The sequence below is a fragment of the Ursidibacter arcticus genome (genome assembly GCF_009761375.1).
GTDB lineage: Bacteria > Pseudomonadota > Gammaproteobacteria > Enterobacterales > Pasteurellaceae > Ursidibacter > Ursidibacter arcticus.
The window spans coordinates 1-21185 of record NZ_LEKM01000189.1 but is presented as its reverse complement, the minus strand read 5'-3'; the positions used below and the strand labels follow the sequence as shown (position 1 = coordinate 21185).

The following is a 21185-nucleotide window of genomic DNA, read 5'->3' as shown; positions in this document are numbered from 1 at the left end:
CAAATTTTTCTTTAGACATTGCTAATGTTTCCTTTGTTGATATTCCGTAGTGCGAAATACACTACGGATTTTTATTTAACTAATAAATTATTTTTTACGTGCTTCAATTACTGCAGCAGCAACGCTTGATGGTGCTTCAGCATATTTCAATGGTTCCATTGAGTATGACGCACGACCTTGAGTTTGTGAACGAAGGTCTGTTGCATAACCAAACATCTCTGAAAGTGGAACTTCCGCATTGATTTTAACAACAAATTCGTTTGCTTCTTGACCGTTTACCATAGCACGACGACGGCTTAAGTCACCGATTACATCACCAACATAGTCAGGTGGAGTTTCAACTTCTACCTTCATAATTGGCTCAAGTAGAACTGGGTTTGCTTTTGCGAACGCAGCTTTAAATGCTAAAGATGCTGCAAGTTTAAACGCTAATTCTGATGAGTCAACATCGTGGTATGAACCGAAGTGTAAACGCACACCTAAATCTACTACTGGGTAACCTGCCAATGGACCAGATTTAAGCTGTTCTTGGATACCTTTATCAACTGCTGGGATATATTCACCAGGAATTACGCCACCTTTGATTTCGTTTACGAACTCATAGCCTGGGCCTTCAGCATCTAATGGGTATAAGTCGATAACAACGTGACCGTACTGACCACGACCACCAGATTGTTTTGCGTGTTTACCTTCAACGTCATTAACACGAGTACGGATAGTTTCACGATAAGATACTTGTGGTTTACCGATGTTCGCTTCAACTTTGAATTCACGTTTCATACGGTCAACGATAATATCTAAGTGTAACTCACCCATACCAGAGATGATAGTTTCGCCTGACTCTTCATCTGTGTGAACACGGAATGAAGGGTCTTCTTGAGCAAGACGACCTAATGCAAGACCCATTTTCTCTTGGTCTGCTTTAGTTTTTGGTTCTACTGCAACAGAGATTACTGGCTCTGGGAATTCCATACGCTCAAGAATGATTGGTGCATCGATAGCACATAATGTATCACCTGTACCAACATCTTTTAAGCCGATTGCAGCAGCGATATCGCCCGCACGAACTTCTTTGATCTCTTCACGTTTGTTTGCGTGCATTTGAACGATACGACCAAAACGCTCACGTTTTTGCTTCACAGAGTTCATTACTGTGTCACCCGAGTTAATTACACCTGAGTACACACGGAAGAAGGTTAAGTTACCTACGAATGGGTCTGTTGCAATTTTGAATGCTAAAGATGAGAATGGCTCTTCATCGCTTGCGTGACGCTCGCCTTCAGTTTCATCTAAGTTAATACCTTTAATTGCTGGGATATCTGTTGGTGCTGGTAAGTAATCAATTACCGCGTCAAGCATTGCTTGAACACCTTTGTTTTTAAATGCAGAACCACAGCAAACAGGAATTACTTCACCTGCTAATACACGCTGACGTAATGCAGATCTGATTTCTTCTTCGCTTAATTCTTCACCAGAGAAGAATTTTTCCATTAACTCTTCTGAAGCTTCTGCTGCTGCTTCTACTAAGTTATTACGCCATTCTTCACACGCTTCTAACATATCTGCAGGAATATCTTCATAAGTGAAAGTCATACCTTGGTCTGCTTCATTCCAGTTGATTGCTTTCATTTTGATTAAATCAACTACACCTTTGAAGTTTTCTTCTGCACCGATAGGAAGTTGAAGAGGAACAGAGTTACCGCCTAAACGAGTTTTGATTTGCTCAACAACGCGTAGGAAGTTAGCACCTGTACGGTCCATTTTATTTACGAACGCAATACGTGGTACTTGGTATTTGTTTGCTTGACGCCATACTGTTTCTGATTGTGGTTGAACACCACCTACCGCACAGTAAACCATTACCGCACCATCAAGAACACGCATTGAACGTTCAACTTCGATTGTAAAGTCAACGTGTCCTGGAGTATCGATAACGTTGATACGGTGTTGTGGATATTGTTGTGACATACCAGACCAGAACGCTGTTGTTGCAGCTGAGGTGATTGTGATACCACGCTCTTGTTCTTGTTCCATCCAGTCCATCGTCGCTGCACCATCGTGTACTTCACCGATTTTGTGACTTACACCTGTGTAGAAAAGGATACGCTCAGAGGTAGTTGTTTTACCTGCGTCGATGTGAGCACTAATACCGATGTTACGATAGCGCTCAATAGGAGTTACACGAGCCATTATTATTACCTTATTTGGAATCTAATGTGAATTTATTTATATAGTAAGAGGCTTCATCACAAACTTTGAGATGAAGCCTACAAAATTACCAACGATAGTGAGCAAATGCTTTGTTAGCTTCAGCCATACGGTGAACATCTTCACGTTTTTTCACTGCTGAGCCTTTGTTATCTGCTGCATCTGAAAGTTCGTTAGCTAAACGAAGTGCCATTGATTTATCACCACGTTTACGAGCAGCTTCGATAATCCAACGCATTGCTAACGCATTACGACGAGTTGGACGAACTTCTACTGGTACTTGGTAAGTAGAACCACCAACGCGGCGAGATTTAACCTCAACGGTTGGACGCACGTTTTCAAGTGCTGCATCAAATGCTTCTAATGCATCTTTACCTGAACGTTGTGCTAAAGTATCTAACGCAGCATAAACGATTGATTCTGCGATAGATTTTTTACCATCTACCATTAAAACATTAATGAATTTTGCAAGCAATTCTGATCCGAACTTTGGATCTGGGAGGATCTTGCGTTGACCTACATCACGACGACGTGGCATTTTAATTTCTCCGTATTATAAATCTTCAGGATATCCAAAACTCATCTTGCGTGATAATTATCACATTTGACTGGAGTTTATGGTTTAAATATTAAATTTAGACGTTTGGCCTTACTTAACGGAGAACCATTAAGATTTAGGACGTTTTACGCCGTATTTAGAACGACCTTGTTTACGGTCTTTTACGCCTGCACAGTCTAATGCACCGCGTACTGTGTGGTAACGCACACCTGGTAAGTCTTTAACACGACCACCACGGATCAATACAACACTGTGTTCTTGAAGGTTATGACCTTCACCACCGATATAAGAAGTAACCTCAAAACCATTCGTTAAACGAATACGGCATACTTTACGTAATGCTGAGTTTGGTTTTTTAGGAGTTGTAGTATATACACGAGTACATACACCACGTTTCTGCGGGCAAGCCTCTAATGCAGGAACGTTGCTTTTTACAACCTTTTTCACACGCGGTTTGCGTACTAGCTGGTTGATAGTTGCCATTAATTAAGCTCCAGTTAAAATTAAAAAATTACAAAAAAGCCTTTCGCCTTTATAGACAAAAGGACGCTGAATTATAAGGGTATTATGCCCCCTAGTCAATAATAAGAAATTGATATAGCAAGGCAAGATTGCACTTTTTGTAGTGATTTGTCAGATCGAATCTGATCTTCTACACATCCTACTACGCAAATTTTAGTCACTCAACACTAAATTTACTTGATCTTTTCATTATGGCGAGTATCATTCCGCCCCTATTTTCATTTTGGGTTCCCTAACCCCAATTTTTAAACAAAAAGGTACAATATGACTATTCTTAACTTTTCCGATGCACAAGTGCGTCGCTCTTTGTGTTTACTCTCGCTATTCCACATCTTTATTATCACGATTAGCAATTACCTTGTGCAAATCACTTTTGAGATAAAGCTGCCTTTTACAGAAAGCGTTATTCCAACAACTTGGGGAACGTTCAGCTTTCCATTTATCTTCCTCGCCACCGACTTAACCGTACGGGTTTTTGGTGCAGATTTAGCTCGCCGAATTATTTTCTTAGTGATGTTCCCAGCGTTGATCACAAGTTACATTATTTCAGTGATTTTCTTTGAAGGCACATTTCAAGGTTTGACAACCTTGACCGAATTTAACTTATTTGTATTTCGTATCGCACTAGCAAGTTTTGCAGGCTATGCAGTGGGGCAGTTAATGGATATTTTTGTATTTAACCGCTTACGTCAAGGTAAAAATTGGTGGTTAGCTCCAGCAAGTTCGACAACCTTTGGGAGCTTAATTGATACCTTGGTATTCTTTGCTGTGGCTTTCTATCAAAGTAGCGATCCTTATATGGCAGAGCATTGGTTTGCGATCGGCACTGTCGATTACGCTTTCAAACTAGTTGTCAGCCTTATCTTATTTTTACCACTATATGGCATCTTGCTTAATTTCATCATCAAAAAATTACACTTAGCGGTGAAATAATCAGAATAAGCGGTGAGTAAATTGATCTGAACCCCAGGAGCTGGACTAAACAACCAACTCATTAAGGTACAGATTTTTTATGACAAAATTCAACCAACCTTTCAAACAACAAGTGGTTGAATTTTACCTTCAACATCATAAAAATAGATCACTCATTCGTTAGCTTTTTCAACTTGTCCAATAATCAGTATAATAACGATGGAATCAATGGATTAGTTGTGCTAGTTATACTATGAGTTTAAATTGGATGTCGTACAAGCGGTGAGATTACGTTTATCTTTTACTAGATATTCCCAATTTTTCAACATCGCTTGATATTGTTCGAAAATATGTGCTGTACTCATCAGTATGTATCTCTTTTTTAATACTTCGCCCCAAGTTTTTGAATGTGGCGGTTAGTGGCAAGTTGGGCTGAGAGCCAGCCGAGAAAAACGGTGCTGACGATAACAAGTAGTATTTCGCCAAGGCTGAAAGAATGTAGCTCAAATTTAACAGTAAACATATCCGCAACATAACGTACAACCCCTGTAAAATAGCTGATTGTTAGCATACTAAATAGAATGGCTAATAAGCTGCCGAAGAAACCGTAGAACATTCCCATATAGATAAATGGGCGAGAAATAAAATGTTCTGTTGCACCTAATAGCTGCATTACAGTAATGGATTGTCGGCTATTTGATACATCTGAACGCACACTATTACTGATAACTAAAAATACAGCGATAAACATTAACAAGGTACAAGTTACCGCAACACGAGCAATCATTTGAGTTAAAGCAGTCAGTTTTTCTAACCAACCATTATCTAGGCGGACTTCTTGCACACCTTTTACTTTTTGTAATCCATCACGCAAAGTGAGCATTTCTTCAGGTGATGTAAAGGCTTTCTTCGGCTTTAACACAACCACCGCAGGCAATGGGTTATCATCTAGAATATCTAAGGCACTGCCAAAGCCAGACCAAGTTCGAAATTCCTCTAAACTTTGCTGGCGAGAGATGTAGTTTAAACTCTCAATTTTTTCCATATCAAATTGACGGATACGTTCAACTACTGCATTCACATCGTGTTCAGCTAAGTTTTTATGCAGATAAACAGTTAATTCAGGTTCTGGATAGAATTGACTGGCTGCTTGGCTGGTATTTTTCCAGAGTAAATAGCTGACAGTTGGAATGGTCAATGAGACCGCAATAACCAGTACAGTCATTAAAATACCAAATTTACGTTTAATTAGATCTTGCCAGATAGAACGTAAGATATAACGGGTTTGAGTATGATTAAAAATATGTCGCATTTGTTCTTTTCCTTTATTCCACCTTGATTAGCCCTTTAAATGCCCTTCTTCTAGCACTAAGCAAGGTTTCGGACGTTGGGCAATAATGTTTGTATCGTGAGTTGCAATCAAAACCGTAGTGCCAGCTTTATTAAATTCTTCAAATAGACGGAAAATTTCAAAAGACAGTTTATCATCAAGGTTTCCTGTTGGTTCATCCGCAAGAAGTAGTTGTGGACGATGAACAATCGCTCGAGCAATATCAACTCGTTGTTGTTCTCCACCTGAAAGATGAAGCGGTAGGAAATTCGCTTTATTTTGCAACCCAACACGCTCAAGTGCCATTCTCGCTTCACGTTCAACAATCGACTGTTCAACGCCCATAATAATCAGCGGTAATGCTACATTATCGAGAATGGAACGATCAGTCAGTAAGCTATAATTTTGATGTACCATTCCAATTTGACGACGTAAAAATGGCAGTTCGTGTTCAGCAAGACGAGTAATGTCGTGTCCGTTAAAAATAACTTGTCCGCCATTAGCACGTTCAATTCCCATAATGAGTTTAAGCAATGTGGTTTTTCCTGCACCTGAATGCCCTGTGATATACGCCATTTCGCCTTGTTGCAGATGGAAACTGATACCTTGCAGAGCAGGTCTGCCACCGCCTTTGTAGGCTTTGCTTACATTATGAAATCTGATCATTATTTTTCGTCCTCGTGTGCGAATAAGGCTTCAATAAATTCATCGGCATTAAACGGGCGTAAATCATCAATTTTTTCGCCTACCCCGATAAAGCGAATAGGAATATTAAACTGATCAGCAATGGCAAAGATCACCCCACCTTTTGCTGTACCATCAAGTTTAGTAATGGTAATCCCTGTTAAACCAACGGCTTCATTAAATAATTTTGCTTGGCTAATGGCATTTTGCCCTGTACCCGCATCTAGTGTTAGCATAATTTCGTGCGGTGCGGTTTCATCATATTTTTTCATTACACGCACGATTTTTTTCAGCTCGTCCATTAAATTATTTTTATTCTGTAAACGCCCTGCGGTATCGGCAATTAACACATCAATGCCTTTCGCAGCCGCAGATTGCATTGCATCAAAAATCACTGATGCTGAGTCTGCCCCAGTAGCTTGTGCGACAACTGGAATATGATTACGTTCGCCCCACACTTGTAGCTGTTCGACTGCGGCCGCTCGGAAAGTATCGCCAGCGGCTAACATTACCGATTTTCCTTCCGCTTGGAATTTGCGTGCTAATTTCCCGATAGTTGTGGTTTTACCAACGCCATTTACCCCTACCATTAAAATGACATACGGTTTTTTCTCGCTGATTTCTAATGGCTTTGCAACGGGTTTTAATACATCGGCAAGCTCTAATTTTAATTGTTGATAGAGTAATTCCGCATCTCTTAACTGCTGTTTGGTTGCGTGTTGCGTTAGGTTGTTAATAATTTTTGTGGTGGTCGGCATTCCTAAATCGGCAATTAACAGTTGCTCTTCTAATTCTTCAAAGAGTTCGTCATCAATTTTCTTGCCACGAAAGAAATTTCGGAAACCTGAGCCAATGCTCTCTTTCGTTTTAATCAATCCTTTAATTAAACGGCTGAAAAAGCCACCTTCACTACTTGGTTTCTCTTGATATTCATCAGAAGCGGGCTGTTCTTCTACAACATTTGCAATTTCTGCAATTTCGGTTTCATCCGCAGAAGTTTGATTTATTTCGCTTGGAATATCTTCAGTTTCAGTGTGTTGTTCAGCATTAAGCTCAATTTCTGTTTGCTCTTCCGTTACTTTATCTTCAATAGTTTCTTTAACTTCATCAATAAAGGTCTTCGCTTGTTGTTGAAGGTCTTCAATCTTCTCTTGTGCAACCTCTAGCACTGTTTCGGCTTGTTCTGCGAACTGTTCTTCAAATTGCTCGATTGTGTCGCTAACTTGCTCAATCTTATCTGTAACTTGTTCTTTGGCTGTATCCACAACATCTTCGATACGTTCGGCTATTTCAGCTAATTGCTCACCTTTTTCAGTTAAATACTCTACATTTTGAGTGAGTACAGAAGGTTCAACATTATCAGAAGCGGTCGGTTCTTCATTTTCTTTTACTGGTTCTATATTTGTAGATTCAGAAGACGAAGTTACCGCTTGTGAACTGGTTTGTTCTAGATTTTCTTCAGGCTCTGCCTGCTGTGGCTCTTGTGGTTGTTCTATTTCTGCTCTTGGCGTTGTTTCTGTTTCTTCTTTTTTCCCAAAGCCTAACCACGACCAAAACCCTTTTTTCTTCTTTTCATCTGCCATTTTTTTGCTCTCTCGTAAAATTAAAAAATCCATTTTGTTTAAAAATGGAATAAACTTGCGGTAGTTTATCATTTTTAATAACTATTTTTGTGATTGTGTATGAAAAAAGTTCGAAATTCTGAACAAAATGTCCCATTGGGAGAAGTGCGGGTAATTGCAGGCTTGTGGCGTGGTCGCAAGCTCCCTGTTTTGAATGCGGAAGGCTTACGCCCAACCACCGATAGAATGAAAGAAACGCTGTTTAACTGGCTAATGATGGATATTGCGAATGCCCGTTGTTTAGATTGCTTTGCTGGCAGTGGCTCACTGGGTATTGAAGCCCTTTCACGTCAAGCACAAGCGGTGGTTTTCTTAGAAAAATTTGCAAATGCCACACATCAGCTAAAGAAAAACCTTATCAGCTTAAAATGTGATAAAGGAACCGTTATTCATACTGATAGTTTGAGCTACTTATCTCAAAAAAATACTACTGAACCTTTTGACATTATTTTTGTTGATCCGCCCTTTCATCAAGGATTCGTTCCCCAAGTATTAACTCACCTAGCCAATAATGACTGGTTAGCGAACAATAGCTTAATTTATATCGAAACCGAAAAGACACACCCTCCACTTAATTTGCCTGAAAACTGGCAAGTCATCAAAGAGAAAACTGCGGGGCAAGTGGTTTGTCGGTTGGTGAAAACTAACAATTTTTAGTTTATTAAGTATTAGCCTGATTTGACAACCCAATACTAAAAGCAGACAATGCCCCAAATTGTCTGTTTTTATAGGAGCAACTTATGTTTAAAGAAAAAGGGTATGATGAGTTTTTGGCTCAAAAACTAAGGGAATCTCGTGAAGATATCAAAAATGGCAAAGTTTTAACATTTGAAGAATCAAGAGCAAAAACTCAAGCACTAGTGGAACGTAAAGCTAAGGAACTTTCCGAGATGGAAATGCGAGCATATGCCTAAAATTATCATCACGCAAACAGCACAGAAACATATTGATGAGATTGTAAGTAATGTTATTGAATATACTTATTCGATAGAAAGTGGCATTAAATTAATGAATGATATATACGATAAAATCAATTTAATTGGTTTTATGCCGACAGCGATAGGAAGAGTGAGAGAAGATGGAAGTCGTGAAGCTTTTTGTAGAGGATATCGAATTGTTTATGAAATACTCAATGATACTGTTTACATCAACTTTATTATCCACTCTCGCAGACTTTTCCCTCAACCTTAATCTACAAGTGGATTAGCTTGTGTTTTTTACTTTCTAAATACCCTGTTCCGTCTATTTCTCATTCTCTATTCCCCATTCCTTATTCCCATTAGTTCTAAATGTAAAAAACAACATATCTTAAAAATAATGGTCTAGCTTTTTTAAGCAGGGTAATCACAAATAAAATTGTGATCTTATTCAAATTTTGGATGAAAATTATTACAAATGAAGTATATTTTCTCTTATAATATAAAAATTGAAGTTTTATTTCAAAATGGTTTGTTTAGGAGATTATTATGCGTTTAGTACCTTTGGAATGTGCAGACCAAGTAAGTCAATGGACTGCTCGTTATATCGTTGATAAGATCAATGCGTTTCAACCAACGGCAGAAAAGCCATTTGTGCTGGGGCTGCCAACAGGGGGAACGCCGCAAAAAACCTACAAAGAGTTAATTAAGCTCTATCAAGCAGGGGAAGTGAGCTTTAAGAATGTGGTTACCTTCAATATGGATGAATATGTCGGTTTACCAAAAGAACATCCCGAAAGCTATCACACTTTTATGCACGAAAATTTATTCAACCATATTGATATTCAGCCACAAAATATCAACTTACTTGATGGTATGGCTGAAGATGTTGATGCAGAATGTGAACGTTATGAGGAGAAAATTCGTTCTTATGGCAAAATTCATCTATTTATGGGTGGTGTAGGCGTAGATGGACACATTGCGTTTAATGAACCCGCATCATCATTAAGTTCTCGTACTCGTATTAAGACTTTAACGGAAGATACTTTAATTGCAAATTCTCGTTTCTTTAATAATGATGTAAATCAAGTACCAAAATTTGCTTTAACGGTGGGAGTTGGCACATTATTAGATGCGGAAGAAGTGTTAATTTTAGTTACGGGGCATAATAAAGCACTTGCTCTGCAAGCCTGTGTAGAAGGCCCTGTAAATCATTTATGGACAATCAGTGCGTTACAATTACATCGCCGTGCGATCGTGGTATGTGATGAACCTGCAACGCAAGAGCTTAAAGTTAAAACGGTTAAATATTTCAAACAGCTAGAGCAAAATGTTGCTCGCTAGGAGAGAAAATGAGTCATTATGCACTGACAAATTGTGTAGTTTACACTGGCAATGATGTTCTTTATCAACACGCAGTGATTGTTAAAGATGATAAGATTGATGCAATTGTTCATCAGCAAGAGTTACCTAAAGATCTTGATAAAATTGACCTTAAAGGGGCGAATTTATCCGCAGGTTTTATTGATTTACAATTAAATGGTTGTGGCGGTGTAATGTTTAATGAAGATATTAGTGTTCGTACACTTGAGATTATGCAAGAAACGAACCTAAAATCAGGCACAACAAGCTACTTACCAACCTTTATTACATCACCTGATGAAGGTATGAAACAAGCTGTACAAGTAATGCGTGATTATTTGGCAAAATATAAAAATCAGGCATTGGGTTTACATTTAGAAGGGCCTTATTTAAGCGTAGCGAAAAAAGGGGTACATCGCCCTGAATATATTCGTGAAGCAAGCGGTGAGATGATCGATTTTCTTTGCAATAACGGTGATGTGATTACTAAATTAACCATAGCCGCAGAAAATGGTACTGCAGATCATATTCAAAAATTTGTTGATGCTGGGATTATCGTATCTATTGGGCATTCAAATGCCACTTATGAGCAAGCTAAACAGCGTATCGAACAAGGTATTTCATTTGCAACGCATTTACATAATGCAATGTCGCCTATCAGTTCTGGTCGTGAAGGCGGTGTTGTCGGGGCAGTGTTAGATAGCGATATTTATACTGGTATTATTGTTGATGGCTTACACGTTGATTGGAGCAATGTACGCATTGCCAAAAAAGCGAAAGGCGATAAATTGGTGATTGTTACCGATGCAGTTGCACCAGCAGGTGCGAATATCGATCATTTTATTTTTGTCGGTAAGAAAGTCCTTTATAAAGACGGCAAATGTATTGATGAGTTTGGTAGCTTAGGTGGTGCCGCAGTTACAATGATTGAGTCAATTCGTAATGTTATCCAACATACTGATATTTCACTTGAAGAAGCGATCCGTATGTGTACGCTATATCCTGCTAAAGCGATCCACGTTGATGATCATTTAGGATCGATTGAAGTTGGGAAAATTGCAAACTTAGCTGTATTTGACAATCAATTCAATGTGTTAGGTACTGCTGTAAATGGTGAGTGGAAAGCGCATTAAGTATTTTTCATCTTTCAAAAAGCAATAAAAAGAGAAGATCTAACGATCCTGATAAATTCAGGTGTTAGATCTTTTTAATTTATTTACCCCTTTGTAGAAAAAGCGTTGAAACTTTGCACTGAACAAAATTTTTACAAGAAAATAAGATTTTTATGAAATTGATGCTTGCTCTATGATGAGTTTTTGCGTAGAATTGCAAACCTATTTTATATGAATTTGAGAGTGCCAAACGCAAAGCGAAAGGCACTATTTAGCGGAGTAAATATGTACGCAGTTTTCCAAAGTGGCGGCAAACAACACCGAGTAAGCGAAGGTCAAGTTGTTCGTTTAGAAAAACTTGAAGTAGCAACTGGTGAGAAAGTTGAGTTCGACTCAGTGTTAATGGTCGTTAACGGTGAAGATGTTAAAATTGGTACCCCAGTTGTTGCTGGTGGTAAAGTAGTAGCTGAAGTTGTTTCACACGGTCGTGGCGATAAAATTCGTATCGTTAAATTCCGTCGTCGTAAACACAGCCGTAAACAACAAGGTCATCGTCAGTGGTTCACAGAAGTGAAAATCACTGGGATTCAAGCATAATTTCAGAGGAGATCAAGTAGATGGCAACTAAAAAAGCTGGTGGTTCAACTCGTAACGGTCGTGATTCTGAAGCTAAACGCCTTGGTGTTAAACGTTTCGGTGGCGAGTCTGTTTTAGCAGGTAGCATTATCGTTCGTCAACGTGGTACAAAATTCCACGCTGGTACAAATGTAGGTATTGGTAAAGACCATACTTTATTTGCAACTGCAGACGGTAAAGTTAAATTTGAAGTTAAAGGCGAAAAAAGCCGTAAATATGTAAGCATCGTTGCTGAATAATCTTCAAATTAGATTGATGAGAACCTCGCTATATTAGCGGGGTTTTTTATTAAGGGGGCAAAAGTGAATCAGCAACCTGTTCTTGGCTTTTTCTTGGCACTTACTGCAGCAATAATGTGGAGCATTTTGCCTATCGCATTACAACCTGTGCTGACTGCAATGAATGCACAAACAATAGTTTGGTTTCGTTTTGTGGTGGCAATGTTTGGTGTTTTCTTTATTTTGCTTTTTACAAAAAAATTGCCAAAACTGACCGCTTTTACTGCTAAATATCGCTGGTTTGTATTATTAGGTGTACTTGGGTTAGCCGCAAATTTCTATTTGTATAACCTTTCGCTAAAATATATCCCAGCAACAACTAGCCAAGTACTTAGCCCGCTTTCATCTTTCTCAATGTTACTGAGCGGTATTTTCTTATTTAAAGAACGCTTAGGTGTTCACCAAAAGTTAGGGCTAGGTTTATTGCTGATTGGTTTACCACTCTTTTTTAATGACCGATTTGCCGATTTTGCAGAAATGAATAGCTTTTCTCTCGGTGTATTTATCGGTATTGGGGCAAGTTTAATCTGGGTTTGTTACGGACTTGCACAAAAAATGATGCTACAACGTTTTAACTCTCAGCAAATTCTCTTGGCGATTTATGCGGGCTGTGCTTTAGTCTTTACCCCTTTTGCGAATGTAGCCCAAACACAGCATTTATCGACATTCACACTAGGTTGTTTAATTTTCTGCTGTTTAAACACGATTATTGCGTATGGCTGTTATGCTGAAGCACTAAACCGTTGGGAAGTCGCTAAAGTCAGTATGATAATGCCACAAATACCTATTTTAACGATTATATTTAGCGAAATGGCTTATTGGTTTGATCCTACTCATTTTGCAGAACCTTATTTAAATACACTAAGTTATATTGGAGCAATGTTTGTTGTGCTTGGTGCATTATCGGCGGCAGCTGGGCATAAACTGTTTTATCGCCGCCAGTTAAGGAGAAATTCAGTATGAGCTATAAACCTTTACTCGGTTTTAATCTTGCATTATTAGCGACTGCAACGTGGGGCGGATTACCCATTGCAGCCCAAAAAGCGATTTCTGTCATTGATGCCCAAACATTAGTTTGGTTTCGTTTTATTGTAGCAGCAGCTGGATTGATATTGATTTTAGGTTTTGCAAAAAAATTACCTAAACTTACCGCTTTCACACCTAAAATTTTACTGTTAATGATTTTAGGTGTAATTGGTTTAAGTTTATATTTCTTTGGCTCAAGCTACGCTTTACATTTTATTTCACCAACAACTAGTCAAGTTTTATGGCAATTATCCCCTTTTACAATGATGTTATGTAGCGTAGTGATTTTTAAAGAACAATTCGCAGCACATCAAAAAATAGGCTTAGTATTACTGTTAGTTGGGTTAGTGGCATTTTTTAATGATCGACTAGGTGAAATTCTTCAGCTCAACGCTTATGCGATTGGCGTATTGATTGGTGCAATTTCTTCAATGGTTTGGGTTGCCTATGGTATTGCACAAAAATTATTATCAGCAAATTTTAATTCACAACAAATTTTGTTGATGATCTATATTGGGTGTGGTTTGGTAATGACACCTTTTGCCAGCCCAACACAAGTAAATGAAATGAACGGCTGGGTGCTAGGCTGTTTTATTTTTTGCTGTTTAAATACCTTAATTGCCTATGGAGCTTATGCGGAAGCATTAAATCACTGGCAAGCATCGAAAGTCAGTGTGGTAACGGTGTTGATCCCTATTTTTACGATGCTATTTAGCCATTTAGCACATTGGTTATACCCTGATGTTTTTGAACCTCTTGAAATGAATTTATTAAGCTATATCGGTGCAATTATCGTCATTTTCGGAGCAATGTACTCAATTATCGGGCAAAAATTAATTAAAAAGAATAAATAAGCAGAAGACAAGCGGTTAGATACGACTAATCTTTTGCATTCTGTAATTAGGAGAAAAAATGAAGTTTATTGATGAAGCACTTATTCGTGTTGAAGCAGGTGATGGCGGAAATGGCTGTGTGAGCTTTCGCCGAGAAAAATTTATTCCAAAAGGTGGCCCTGATGGCGGTGATGGCGGTGATGGTGGTGATGTTTATCTTATCGCTGATGAAAACCTAAATACGCTCATAGACTACCGCTTTGAAAAACGTTTTGCCGCAGGACGTGGTGAAAATGGTCGTAGTGCAGGCTGTACAGGACATCGTGGGAAAGATATTACTTTACGCGTTCCTGTTGGAACACGAGCGATTGATAATGACACGCAAGAAGTCATTGGAGATTTAACCCGCCACGGAATGAAAATGTTAGTGGCGAAAGGTGGCTATCACGGTTTGGGAAATACTCGCTTTAAATCTTCTGTCAATCGAGCTCCACGCCAAAAAACGAACGGTACGCCAGGCGAAAAACGAGATTTAATGCTTGAGTTGATGTTATTGGCAGATGTTGGAATGCTCGGATTACCGAACGCAGGTAAATCAACCTTTATTCGTGCAGTTTCAGCAGCGAAACCAAAAGTTGCAGATTATCCTTTTACTACTTTAGTGCCAAGTCTAGGTGTGGCTCGTGTTGGGGCTGATCGCAGCTTTGTTGTTGCAGATATCCCAGGCTTAATTGAAGGAGCAGCGGAAGGTGCTGGTTTAGGTATTCGTTTCTTAAAACATTTAGAACGCTGTCGAGTGCTGATTCACTTAGTGGATATTATGCCGATTGATGAAAGTGATCCTGCACAAAATATCTCAATTATTGAATCAGAGCTTTATCAATACAGTGAGAAACTTGCGGATAAACCACAATGGTTGGTATTCAATAAAATTGATACCATCGGCGAAGAAGAAGCTCGTGAGCGAGCAGAAAAAATTGTCGAAGAAATTGGCTGGGAAGGTGATTACTATCTCATTTCTGCCGCAACAGGTGAGAATGTACAAGCCTTAACGCGTGATATTATGGACTTTATTGAAGCCAACCCTCGTGTTGAAGCAGAAGAAAAAGCACCTGAAGAAGTGGCATTCAAATGGGACGATTATCATCAACAAGCAATGCAAAACCCTATCACTGAAGATGATTGGGACGATTTAGATGATGATGGTTGGACTGAAGAAGATGATGAAGGTGTAGAGTTTATCTATAAGCCATAATGGCTTTAATGGCTTTTTGAGTCTCATATAAAAGCGGGTATATTTTACAAAACTTTTGCTAAATCTACTCGCTTTTCTTTTAGGTGGTGTAATGGGTAAATCAGCAACCATTTTGTCCATTACACCTAAAAATAATGCTGTTACAAAATATCCCAAAAATCCAACCGCTTATTTTTAGAATTTATATTCAGTAAAGGCTTTCGCAATACCGATAACTACTTGGGTGGCTTGTGCCATTACATCAACAGAGATAAATTCAAAACGCCCGTGGAAGTTTTCGCCACCCGTAAATAAATTAGGTGTTGGTAGCCCCATAAAAGAGAGATTTGAGCCATCTGTACCGCCACGAATAGGCTCAAGATTTGGAATAATACCGTTTTGTTCCATTACTTGTTGAGCAATTTCAATTAAATAAGGATAGTTTTTTACCACTTCGTGCATATTGCGGTATTGCTCGTTAATTTCGACTTTACCGCACTTCTCTCCGTAGATCTGCTGCATTTCTGCCATTGTTTGTCGCAAATATTCTCCATACATTGCCAACTCTTCACGACTAAAACTGCGTAAAATATAGTGCAGTTGGCACTGATCTAAAGCACCGTCAATATGATGCAACAACATAAAGCCTTCACGCCCTTCGCTCGTCGCAGGAGTATTATGCGGCGGTAGGCGGTATTGAAACTCACAGGCTCGTTCAAAAGCGTTGATCATTTTACCTTTAGCTGTACCAGGGTGAACGCTACGTCCAAAGAAGGTAACTGTTGCAGCGTCAGCATTAAAATTCTCATACTGTAATTCGCCCAAAGGCCCACCATCAAGGGTATAAGCGACATCAGCACCAAATTTTTTTACATCAAAACCTTCTGTGCCACGTCCAATTTCTTCATCAGTAGTAAAGCCAATTCGGATTTTACCGTGGGGAATTTCGGAGTGATTAAGCAAGTACTCTGCCGCAGAAAGAATAATCGCAATACCCGATTTATCATCAGCTCCAAGTAATGAAGTGCCGTCAGTCGTTACTAAAGTGTGTTGTTGTAATTTTAGTAAATTAGGGAAATCTTTTGGCGACAGAATATCGTCACTGCCTTGCAATACAATATCGTTACCATCGTATTGTTCAATAACCTGTGGTTTAACATCTTTACCATTAAAATCTGGGCTAGTATCTACGTGTGCTAATAACCCCAATACAGGAATATCCTGTGAGATATTTGCAGGCAACGTTGCCATTACAAAACCACGTTCATCTAGCTCAACTTCCGTTAGCCCCATTTCCGTCATTTCATCTCGTAATAGGCGAAGCAAATCCCACTGCTGTGGTGAGCTAGGAATCGTTTTGCTACTTGGGTCAGAAGTGGTATAAATTTGAGTATAGCGTAGTAAACGCGTTAGAACTGCCGATTTAAAAGTCTGTCTTTCCATTGTGTTTCCTTAATTTTTATCAACTTACAAAAGCTCTATTTTCCCTTGTTTTACGCTAAAACGTTTATCTGACTGTTGGTCTTGCCACTGCATTTGGTTAAGCTGATCTTGAGTAATAGCGGTAACGAAAACTTGTGAACCGCTTTGACGTAAGCGTTCTGCTAATAAGGCTCTTTTGGTTGGGTCTAGCTCTGATGCAAAATCATCAATCAAAAATAAACATTGGCGAGATTTTTGTGCAATTAAATATTCCCCTTGTGCCAAACGTAATGCACACATCAGTAATTTTAACTGCCCACGAGAGAGAACATCTTCCACTGGTAATCCATTGGCTCTAAAGCGGAAATCTGCTTTTTGTGGCCCAACCATCGTGTACCCCACAGTGCGATCTCGCTCAAAACCTTGCATTAAAATCTCGCTATATTCACTCTCTTTTTCCCAGCCTTGATGAAAGCTGACGCTAATTTCTAATTCGGGTAAGAAGAATTGGCAGGTTTTTTCAATTTCAGGGCGGAGAGCTTCTGCATAGGTAGCTCGCATATCACTCACAAGATGAGCTAATTTTGCTAATTCGATATCCCAAGGGCGTAATTCTGCATAATTTCGGACTTGAGCTAAGGCTGCATTTCGCTGTTTAAGTAAGTGTTTGAGGTTTGCCCAATGGTTATAAAATTCATTATGCTGATGAAATAATCCCCAATCAAGAAAAGCTCGGCGATAGGTTGGCCCACCATTTAACAAAGTCAGCCCTTCTGGTGTAATTACTTGCATTGGCAATAAATGAGCGAGATCGGAAATCTTTTTTCCATCTTCACCATTGATTTTGAGTGTGGTATCGCCCTGTCTGGTTTTTTGTAACCCTACTGACCATTCGTGTTTAGCTTCTTCCACTCTACCGAATAACACAAAATGATCGTGTTCGTAGTTGATTACCCGATTACTGATATGGCTTTTAAAGGATCTGCCGTGCCCTAAATAGAAAATGGCTTCAAGTAGGCTAGTTTTGCCACTCCCATTTTCACCAATTAAAAAGTTAAAGCCGTGGCTCAATTCGAGATCCACGGCAGTTAAATTACGAAAATTATTGATAATTAAACGAGATAATGACATTACAAGCGGTTAGATTTTTGATTATAAACGCATCGGCATTATGACATATTCCGCCGTTGAATTATCACAATCTTCAATTAAACAACTTGAGTTTGCATCAACTAAGTTAATGCGAACACGTTGGCATTTCAACGTATTTAATACATCTAATAAGTAGCTGATATTAAAGCCAATTTCCATTTCCACATTTTCGTAAGAAACATCAACAATTTCTTCTGCTTCTTCTTGCTCTGGGTTATTTGCGGTTAATTTCAGTAAATTCTGGCTTAATGCTAAACGTACTCCACGAAAACGTTCATTGGATAAAATCGCCACACGCACCAAAGAGCGTTTTAAGGTTTCAGCATCGGCTTCCAATACACGATCTGCATTACGCGGGAATACTCGGCGATAATCAGGGAAACGCCCATCAATCAATTTTGAAGTAAAGACGATACCGTCCATTGATACACGCAAATTATTCGTGCCAATTTCTAAACGTACCGCATTATCACTATGCCCAACTAAACGAGCTAACTCAAGTACCGCTTTGCGTGGCACAATCACTGAATGAGTTAAAAGCTCTTGGTTTAGTGGAATGGTACAAACTGCAAGGCGATGACCATCAGTGGCGATGGTTCTTAATAAATTTCCTTCCGTTTCAAACTTCATTCCATTTAGAAAGTAACGTGCATCTTGGTTTGCCATTGAAAATTGAGTCGCATCAATTAAGCGGGAAAGAGTTGCTTGATCGATAGTAAAATCTACTTCAGGTTTCCAATCCATTAAGTTCGGATAATCCGATGCAGGTAAAGTTGCTAAATTGAATTTGCTTCGATCTGCACGAATTAAAGCACGATCTTCTTCAAATTGTACTGAAATCACGCTATCTTCTGGTAAAGCTCGGCAAATATCTAAGAATTTCTTTGCAGGAATGGTAAATTTTCCTGCGGATTTAACCGCTTGTGCCAGCTCTGCTTGGGTTGTTAATTCTACTTCTAAATCTGTCCCTGTTAATGCTAGGCGATTACCTTCAATTTCGAGTAGAACATTGTTAATAACGGGAAGGCTTGGGCGGCTATTCAATACCCCACAAACCTGTTGTAGAGGTTTTAGTAATTGTTCACGAGTAATTGTAAATTGCATAACCATTCCTTAAGACGATAATTTACGGGTTAAATTAGTATAATCTTCTTGAATACTGCTATCTGTACCACGCATTTCGCTGATTGTTTTACAAGCGTGCATTACAGTGGTGTGATCTCTACCACCAAATTCTCGCCCGATTTCAGGCAAGCTATGGTTAGTCAGTTCTTTCGCTAATGCCATCGCCATTTGGCGTGGGCGAGCAACGGATCGAGTTCTACTTTTTGATTTTAGATCCGCCATTTTGATATTGTAATATTCCGCAACGATTTTCTGAATATTTTCAATCGTAATTAAATGATCATAAGATGCAATAAGATCTTTTAAGGCTTCACGCACCGCATCAACAGTAATCGGACGATGAGTAAAGTTGCTCCACGCAATTGCACGATTTAATGCTCCTTCCAACTCTCTTACGTTGGTTCGTAATTTTTGTGCAAGGAAAAAAGCAACATCTTCTTCTAAATATACGCCACGTTCTTCAGCTTTTTTCATTAAAATTGCGACTCGAGTTTCAAGCTCTGGCGGTTCAATAGCTGCATTTACGCCCCAGCTCAAACGAGAACGAATACGCTCTTCAATATTTTCAATGTTTTTAGGAAATACATCAGACGTTACAATGATTTGTTTACTACGTTCAAAGAGTGAATTAAAGGTATGGAAAAATTCTTCCTGTGTAACTTCTTTGTTGGCAAAAAACTGAATATCATCAATCATTAATACATCTAACGATCGATAAAATTTCTTAAAATTTTCAATGGTATTTGCTTTAATTGCTTTTACCATATCTTGCACAAAACGCTCTGAATGAATATAAACCACTCGAGCATTCGGGTTATGACTTAAAATTTCATTACCAATAGCGTGCAATAAGTGAGTTTTACCTAAGCCAGTTCCACCATACAATGAAAACGGGTTGCAGTGATTCTCTCCAGGATTTGCCGCAACTTGTTGAGCAACGGCTTTCGCCAGTTGGTTGGATTTACCTTGCACGAAGTTAGCAAAAGTGAGTGTTTCGGTAATGCCTGTGCGTAAGTTTGACGGTATAGGATCACTATCTACCCTTTCTACCACTGGTGTAGCCTGCTGTTCAGTCGGCTTAGTACCAACTCTAAGAGAAACTTTCAGCTCATCATTTTTAGCCAAAAAACGAGCTAAACCTGTAATCTCTGTAATAAACTTATCCTGCACCCAATTCGCTACAAACTGATTTTGAGCATAAAGCACGAGTTCCCCATTTACAAGGTCTGCCTGAAGTGGACGTAGCCAAGTACTGTAATCTGTTGCGGAAACTTTTGTTTGTAAATGGCTTAAACAATCAGACCAAAGGGAAGACACGATTTGCTCCAAAATAGTAATGAAAAGGGTTTGTTATGATACCTGAAAAATTGGTTAAGATCTCACGATCTTACAAAAATTTCTCGTTTTTTTTAGAAGAGATCCGAAGAGTTACTAAAAAGATCAGGAATATACTAGGTTGATGATAAACTTTAACTTATTATATTTAATAAAAGGACGACAGAGAGTTGGCATCTCTACATAATAAAATAAAATTTTTCCGGTTTTCACCCAATAACGGAAGTTGCGGTAGAGGGTGTTTGATTTACCAAAGTATTCGGGAATATCACGCCATTGACAGCCAGTTTTAAGGCGGAACAGAATGCCCTCAAGCGTTAATTTTAAATTTGATTTGTCATAGAAGCCTAAATCAAGCAAAATAGGCTTTAGTTTCGTCCAGTGCTTATCAAGTAGTGTTCGAGGCATTGCGAGGAGTGATTGGTTTGTTTAGCGATAAACATTTTACTCTCTCGCTTATTTTTTATGAATTGTCAACAGACCCTAGTTTTCTTGCACCTTTTGCATTGGCAGAAAACTTGGCATTTCTGACTATCCCTCAACTTACTGAAAAAGCCGAACAAGGCAAAGCGTATTCGCAATATCGCCTCGCTTATTTTTATGAGGTGGGCAAAGTGGCAAGCCCAAATAAAGAAATGGCATTAGCCTATTACCAATTAGCTTGTAAAAACGGTGAACAGAAGGCGTGTGAGACTATGGGAAAATAAATTGGTAAATTTTTACGAAGAATTAACCGCTATTTGAATGTTTTTTCTTGGTTTTGTTCTGTTTTTCATCAAGCGGTCGTTTTTTTAAAGTTTTTTGCAATTTTTCTGAAAAAAACACTTGCGTTGTTTTCGGATTTCCCTATAATGCGCACCACACAACGACGCACTGTTGTGAACGAATTAAGTTATGCGGTGCGTCGTTCTTTTTT

General features: G+C 38.9%; 23 protein-coding genes and 1 pseudogene. 13 read left to right on the top strand and 11 right to left on the bottom strand.

Annotated elements, in window-relative coordinates; translation table 11 throughout:
* Positions 1-87: 87 nt before the first annotated feature.
* The 3 genes from fusA to rpsL all read right to left on the bottom strand — a co-directional run bounded on the left by fusA (position 88) and on the right by rpsL (position 3250).
* Entirely contained in the window at positions 88-2190 is a 2103-nt protein-coding gene (fusA, locus tag A1D25_RS08550; RefSeq protein WP_157395265.1) for an elongation factor G, read from the bottom strand.
* Positions 2191-2275: 85 nt separating this feature from the next.
* A complete protein-coding gene (gene rpsG, locus A1D25_RS08545) occupies positions 2276-2746 on the bottom strand; it encodes a 30S ribosomal protein S7 (protein WP_157395264.1) in 471 nt (156 codons plus the stop codon).
* 129 nt (positions 2747-2875) lie between these two features.
* Entirely contained in the window at positions 2876-3250 is a 375-nt protein-coding gene (gene rpsL, locus A1D25_RS08540) for a 30S ribosomal protein S12 (protein ID WP_005708967.1), read from the bottom strand.
* A gap of 303 nt (positions 3251-3553) precedes the next feature.
* Between rpsL and A1D25_RS08535 the strand changes: the two genes are divergently transcribed.
* Both A1D25_RS08535 and A1D25_RS11110 read left to right on the top strand, forming a co-directional pair.
* On the top strand, positions 3554-4222 hold the full coding sequence (locus tag A1D25_RS08535) for a 7-cyano-7-deazaguanine/7-aminomethyl-7-deazaguanine transporter (RefSeq protein WP_157395263.1): 669 nt from the start codon (positions 3554-3556) through the stop codon (positions 4220-4222).
* Between the two features lie 79 nt (positions 4223-4301).
* A pseudogene (locus A1D25_RS11110) lies at positions 4302-4446 on the top strand (IS3 family transposase); the annotation flags it as partial.
* Positions 4447-4583: 137 nt separating this feature from the next.
* Here A1D25_RS11110 and ftsX read toward each other — a convergent pair.
* The 3 genes from ftsX to ftsY are packed head-to-tail and all read right to left on the bottom strand — an operon-like array spanning position 4584 to position 7798.
* A complete protein-coding gene (gene ftsX / locus A1D25_RS08530; RefSeq protein WP_157395262.1) occupies positions 4584-5513 on the bottom strand; it encodes a permease-like cell division protein FtsX in 930 nt (309 codons plus the stop codon).
* A 27-nt stretch (positions 5514-5540) separates the two neighbouring features.
* Positions 5541-6197, bottom strand: coding sequence for a cell division ATP-binding protein FtsE (ftsE, locus tag A1D25_RS08525; RefSeq protein ID WP_157395261.1), 657 nt, complete (start codon positions 6195-6197; stop codon positions 5541-5543).
* Positions 6197-7798, bottom strand: a complete 1602-nt coding sequence (gene ftsY / locus A1D25_RS08520) for a signal recognition particle-docking protein FtsY (RefSeq protein WP_157395266.1) — start codon at positions 7796-7798, stop codon at positions 6197-6199. The genes ftsE and ftsY overlap by 1 nt, the downstream gene beginning before the upstream one ends.
* Positions 7799-7897: 99 nt before the next feature.
* Between ftsY and rsmD the strand changes: the two genes are divergently transcribed.
* The 10 genes from rsmD (at position 7898) to cgtA (ending at position 15256) form a co-directional block, all read left to right on the top strand.
* On the top strand, positions 7898-8494 hold the full coding sequence (gene rsmD / locus A1D25_RS08515; RefSeq protein ID WP_157395260.1) for a 16S rRNA (guanine(966)-N(2))-methyltransferase RsmD: 597 nt from the start codon (positions 7898-7900) through the stop codon (positions 8492-8494).
* A gap of 83 nt (positions 8495-8577) precedes the next feature.
* A complete protein-coding gene (locus A1D25_RS10935) occupies positions 8578-8751 on the top strand; it encodes a hypothetical protein (protein ID WP_162853279.1) in 174 nt (57 codons plus the stop codon).
* Positions 8744-9028 (top strand): type II toxin-antitoxin system RelE/ParE family toxin, encoded by a 285-nt coding sequence (locus A1D25_RS08510; protein ID WP_157395259.1) that lies wholly within the window; start codon positions 8744-8746, stop codon positions 9026-9028. Before A1D25_RS10935 ends, A1D25_RS08510 begins: the two co-directional genes overlap by 8 nt.
* 275 nt (positions 9029-9303) lie before the next feature.
* Positions 9304-10098, top strand: coding sequence for a glucosamine-6-phosphate deaminase (gene nagB, locus A1D25_RS08505; RefSeq protein WP_157395258.1), 795 nt, complete (start codon positions 9304-9306; stop codon positions 10096-10098).
* 8 nt (positions 10099-10106) lie between these two features.
* Entirely contained in the window at positions 10107-11249 is a 1143-nt protein-coding gene (gene nagA, locus A1D25_RS08500) for an N-acetylglucosamine-6-phosphate deacetylase (protein ID WP_157395257.1), read from the top strand.
* Positions 11250-11513: 264 nt separating this feature from the next.
* Positions 11514-11825 carry a 50S ribosomal protein L21 gene (rplU, locus tag A1D25_RS08495; protein WP_157395256.1) on the top strand — a complete coding sequence of 104 codons (312 nt, stop codon included), beginning with the start codon at positions 11514-11516 and terminating at the stop codon, positions 11823-11825.
* 20 nt (positions 11826-11845) lie between these two features.
* Positions 11846-12103: a 50S ribosomal protein L27 gene (rpmA, locus tag A1D25_RS08490; RefSeq protein WP_157395255.1), complete on the top strand. Its 258-nt coding sequence runs from the start codon at positions 11846-11848 to the stop codon at positions 12101-12103.
* A 63-nt stretch (positions 12104-12166) separates the two neighbouring features.
* Positions 12167-13105 (top strand): DMT family transporter, encoded by a 939-nt coding sequence (locus tag A1D25_RS08485; RefSeq protein ID WP_157395254.1) that lies wholly within the window; start codon positions 12167-12169, stop codon positions 13103-13105.
* Positions 13102-14022 carry a DMT family transporter gene (locus tag A1D25_RS08480; protein WP_157395253.1) on the top strand — a complete coding sequence of 307 codons (921 nt, stop codon included), beginning with the start codon at positions 13102-13104 and terminating at the stop codon, positions 14020-14022. The genes A1D25_RS08485 and A1D25_RS08480 overlap by 4 nt, the downstream gene beginning before the upstream one ends.
* 58 nt (positions 14023-14080) lie before the next feature.
* Entirely contained in the window at positions 14081-15256 is a 1176-nt protein-coding gene (gene cgtA / locus A1D25_RS08475) for an Obg family GTPase CgtA (protein WP_157395252.1), read from the top strand.
* A gap of 174 nt (positions 15257-15430) precedes the next feature.
* Here the strand turns inward: cgtA and pepT are convergent, their stop codons facing one another.
* The 5 genes from pepT to A1D25_RS11295 all read right to left on the bottom strand — a co-directional run bounded on the left by pepT (position 15431) and on the right by A1D25_RS11295 (position 20677).
* The gene (gene pepT / locus A1D25_RS08470) at positions 15431-16678 is read right to left on the bottom strand and encodes a peptidase T (protein ID WP_157395251.1); all 1248 of its coding nucleotides are present in this window, start codon (positions 16676-16678) and stop codon (positions 15431-15433) included.
* A gap of 24 nt (positions 16679-16702) precedes the next feature.
* Positions 16703-17788, bottom strand: coding sequence for a DNA replication/repair protein RecF (gene recF, locus A1D25_RS08465; protein WP_157395250.1), 1086 nt, complete (start codon positions 17786-17788; stop codon positions 16703-16705).
* 21 nt (positions 17789-17809) lie between these two features.
* Entirely contained in the window at positions 17810-18913 is a 1104-nt protein-coding gene (gene dnaN / locus A1D25_RS08460; protein WP_157395249.1) for a DNA polymerase III subunit beta, read from the bottom strand.
* A gap of 9 nt (positions 18914-18922) precedes the next feature.
* Positions 18923-20263, bottom strand: coding sequence for a chromosomal replication initiator protein DnaA (gene dnaA, locus A1D25_RS08455; protein ID WP_205420599.1), 1341 nt, complete (start codon positions 20261-20263; stop codon positions 18923-18925).
* 111 nt (positions 20264-20374) lie between these two features.
* On the bottom strand, positions 20375-20677 hold the full coding sequence (locus A1D25_RS11295) for a transposase (RefSeq protein ID WP_157395247.1): 303 nt from the start codon (positions 20675-20677) through the stop codon (positions 20375-20377).
* Between the two features lie 17 nt (positions 20678-20694).
* On the opposite strand from A1D25_RS11295, the gene A1D25_RS08445 reads away from it, so the two are divergent.
* Positions 20695-20976 (top strand): SEL1-like repeat protein, encoded by a 282-nt coding sequence (locus A1D25_RS08445; RefSeq protein WP_205420598.1) that lies wholly within the window; start codon positions 20695-20697, stop codon positions 20974-20976.
* Positions 20977-21185 lie beyond the last annotated feature (209 nt).

What these genes read in the sequence shown, in the direction of transcription:
- rpmA (WP_157395255.1), top strand. Translation starts at nt 11,846, where the DNA reads ATGGCAACTAAAAAAGCTGGTGGTTCAACTCGTAACGGTCGTGATTCT.
- A1D25_RS08480 (WP_157395253.1), top strand. Translation starts at nt 13,102, where the DNA reads ATGAGCTATAAACCTTTACTCGGTTTTAATCTTGCATTATTAGCGACT.
- fusA (WP_157395265.1), bottom strand. Translation starts at nt 2,190, where the DNA reads ATGGCTCGTGTAACTCCTATTGAGCGCTATCGTAACATCGGTATTAGT.
- dnaN (WP_157395249.1), bottom strand. Translation starts at nt 18,913, where the DNA reads ATGCAATTTACAATTACTCGTGAACAATTACTAAAACCTCTACAACAG.
- A1D25_RS10935 (WP_162853279.1), top strand. Translation starts at nt 8,578, where the DNA reads ATGTTTAAAGAAAAAGGGTATGATGAGTTTTTGGCTCAAAAACTAAGG.
- recF (WP_157395250.1), bottom strand. Translation starts at nt 17,788, where the DNA reads ATGTCATTATCTCGTTTAATTATCAATAATTTTCGTAATTTAACTGCC.
- A1D25_RS08535 (WP_157395263.1), top strand. Translation starts at nt 3,554, where the DNA reads ATGACTATTCTTAACTTTTCCGATGCACAAGTGCGTCGCTCTTTGTGT.
- ftsX (WP_157395262.1), bottom strand. Translation starts at nt 5,513, where the DNA reads ATGCGACATATTTTTAATCATACTCAAACCCGTTATATCTTACGTTCT.
- A1D25_RS11295 (WP_157395247.1), bottom strand. Translation starts at nt 20,677, where the DNA reads ATGCCTCGAACACTACTTGATAAGCACTGGACGAAACTAAAGCCTATT.
- nagA (WP_157395257.1), top strand. Translation starts at nt 10,107, where the DNA reads ATGAGTCATTATGCACTGACAAATTGTGTAGTTTACACTGGCAATGAT.
- cgtA (WP_157395252.1), top strand. Translation starts at nt 14,081, where the DNA reads ATGAAGTTTATTGATGAAGCACTTATTCGTGTTGAAGCAGGTGATGGC.
- ftsY (WP_157395266.1), bottom strand. Translation starts at nt 7,798, where the DNA reads ATGGCAGATGAAAAGAAGAAAAAAGGGTTTTGGTCGTGGTTAGGCTTT.
- rsmD (WP_157395260.1), top strand. Translation starts at nt 7,898, where the DNA reads ATGAAAAAAGTTCGAAATTCTGAACAAAATGTCCCATTGGGAGAAGTG.
- ftsE (WP_157395261.1), bottom strand. Translation starts at nt 6,197, where the DNA reads ATGATCAGATTTCATAATGTAAGCAAAGCCTACAAAGGCGGTGGCAGA.
- pepT (WP_157395251.1), bottom strand. Translation starts at nt 16,678, where the DNA reads ATGGAAAGACAGACTTTTAAATCGGCAGTTCTAACGCGTTTACTACGC.
- rpsL (WP_005708967.1), bottom strand. Translation starts at nt 3,250, where the DNA reads ATGGCAACTATCAACCAGCTAGTACGCAAACCGCGTGTGAAAAAGGTT.
- A1D25_RS08510 (WP_157395259.1), top strand. Translation starts at nt 8,744, where the DNA reads ATGCCTAAAATTATCATCACGCAAACAGCACAGAAACATATTGATGAG.
- rplU (WP_157395256.1), top strand. Translation starts at nt 11,514, where the DNA reads ATGTACGCAGTTTTCCAAAGTGGCGGCAAACAACACCGAGTAAGCGAA.
- rpsG (WP_157395264.1), bottom strand. Translation starts at nt 2,746, where the DNA reads ATGCCACGTCGTCGTGATGTAGGTCAACGCAAGATCCTCCCAGATCCA.
- nagB (WP_157395258.1), top strand. Translation starts at nt 9,304, where the DNA reads ATGCGTTTAGTACCTTTGGAATGTGCAGACCAAGTAAGTCAATGGACT.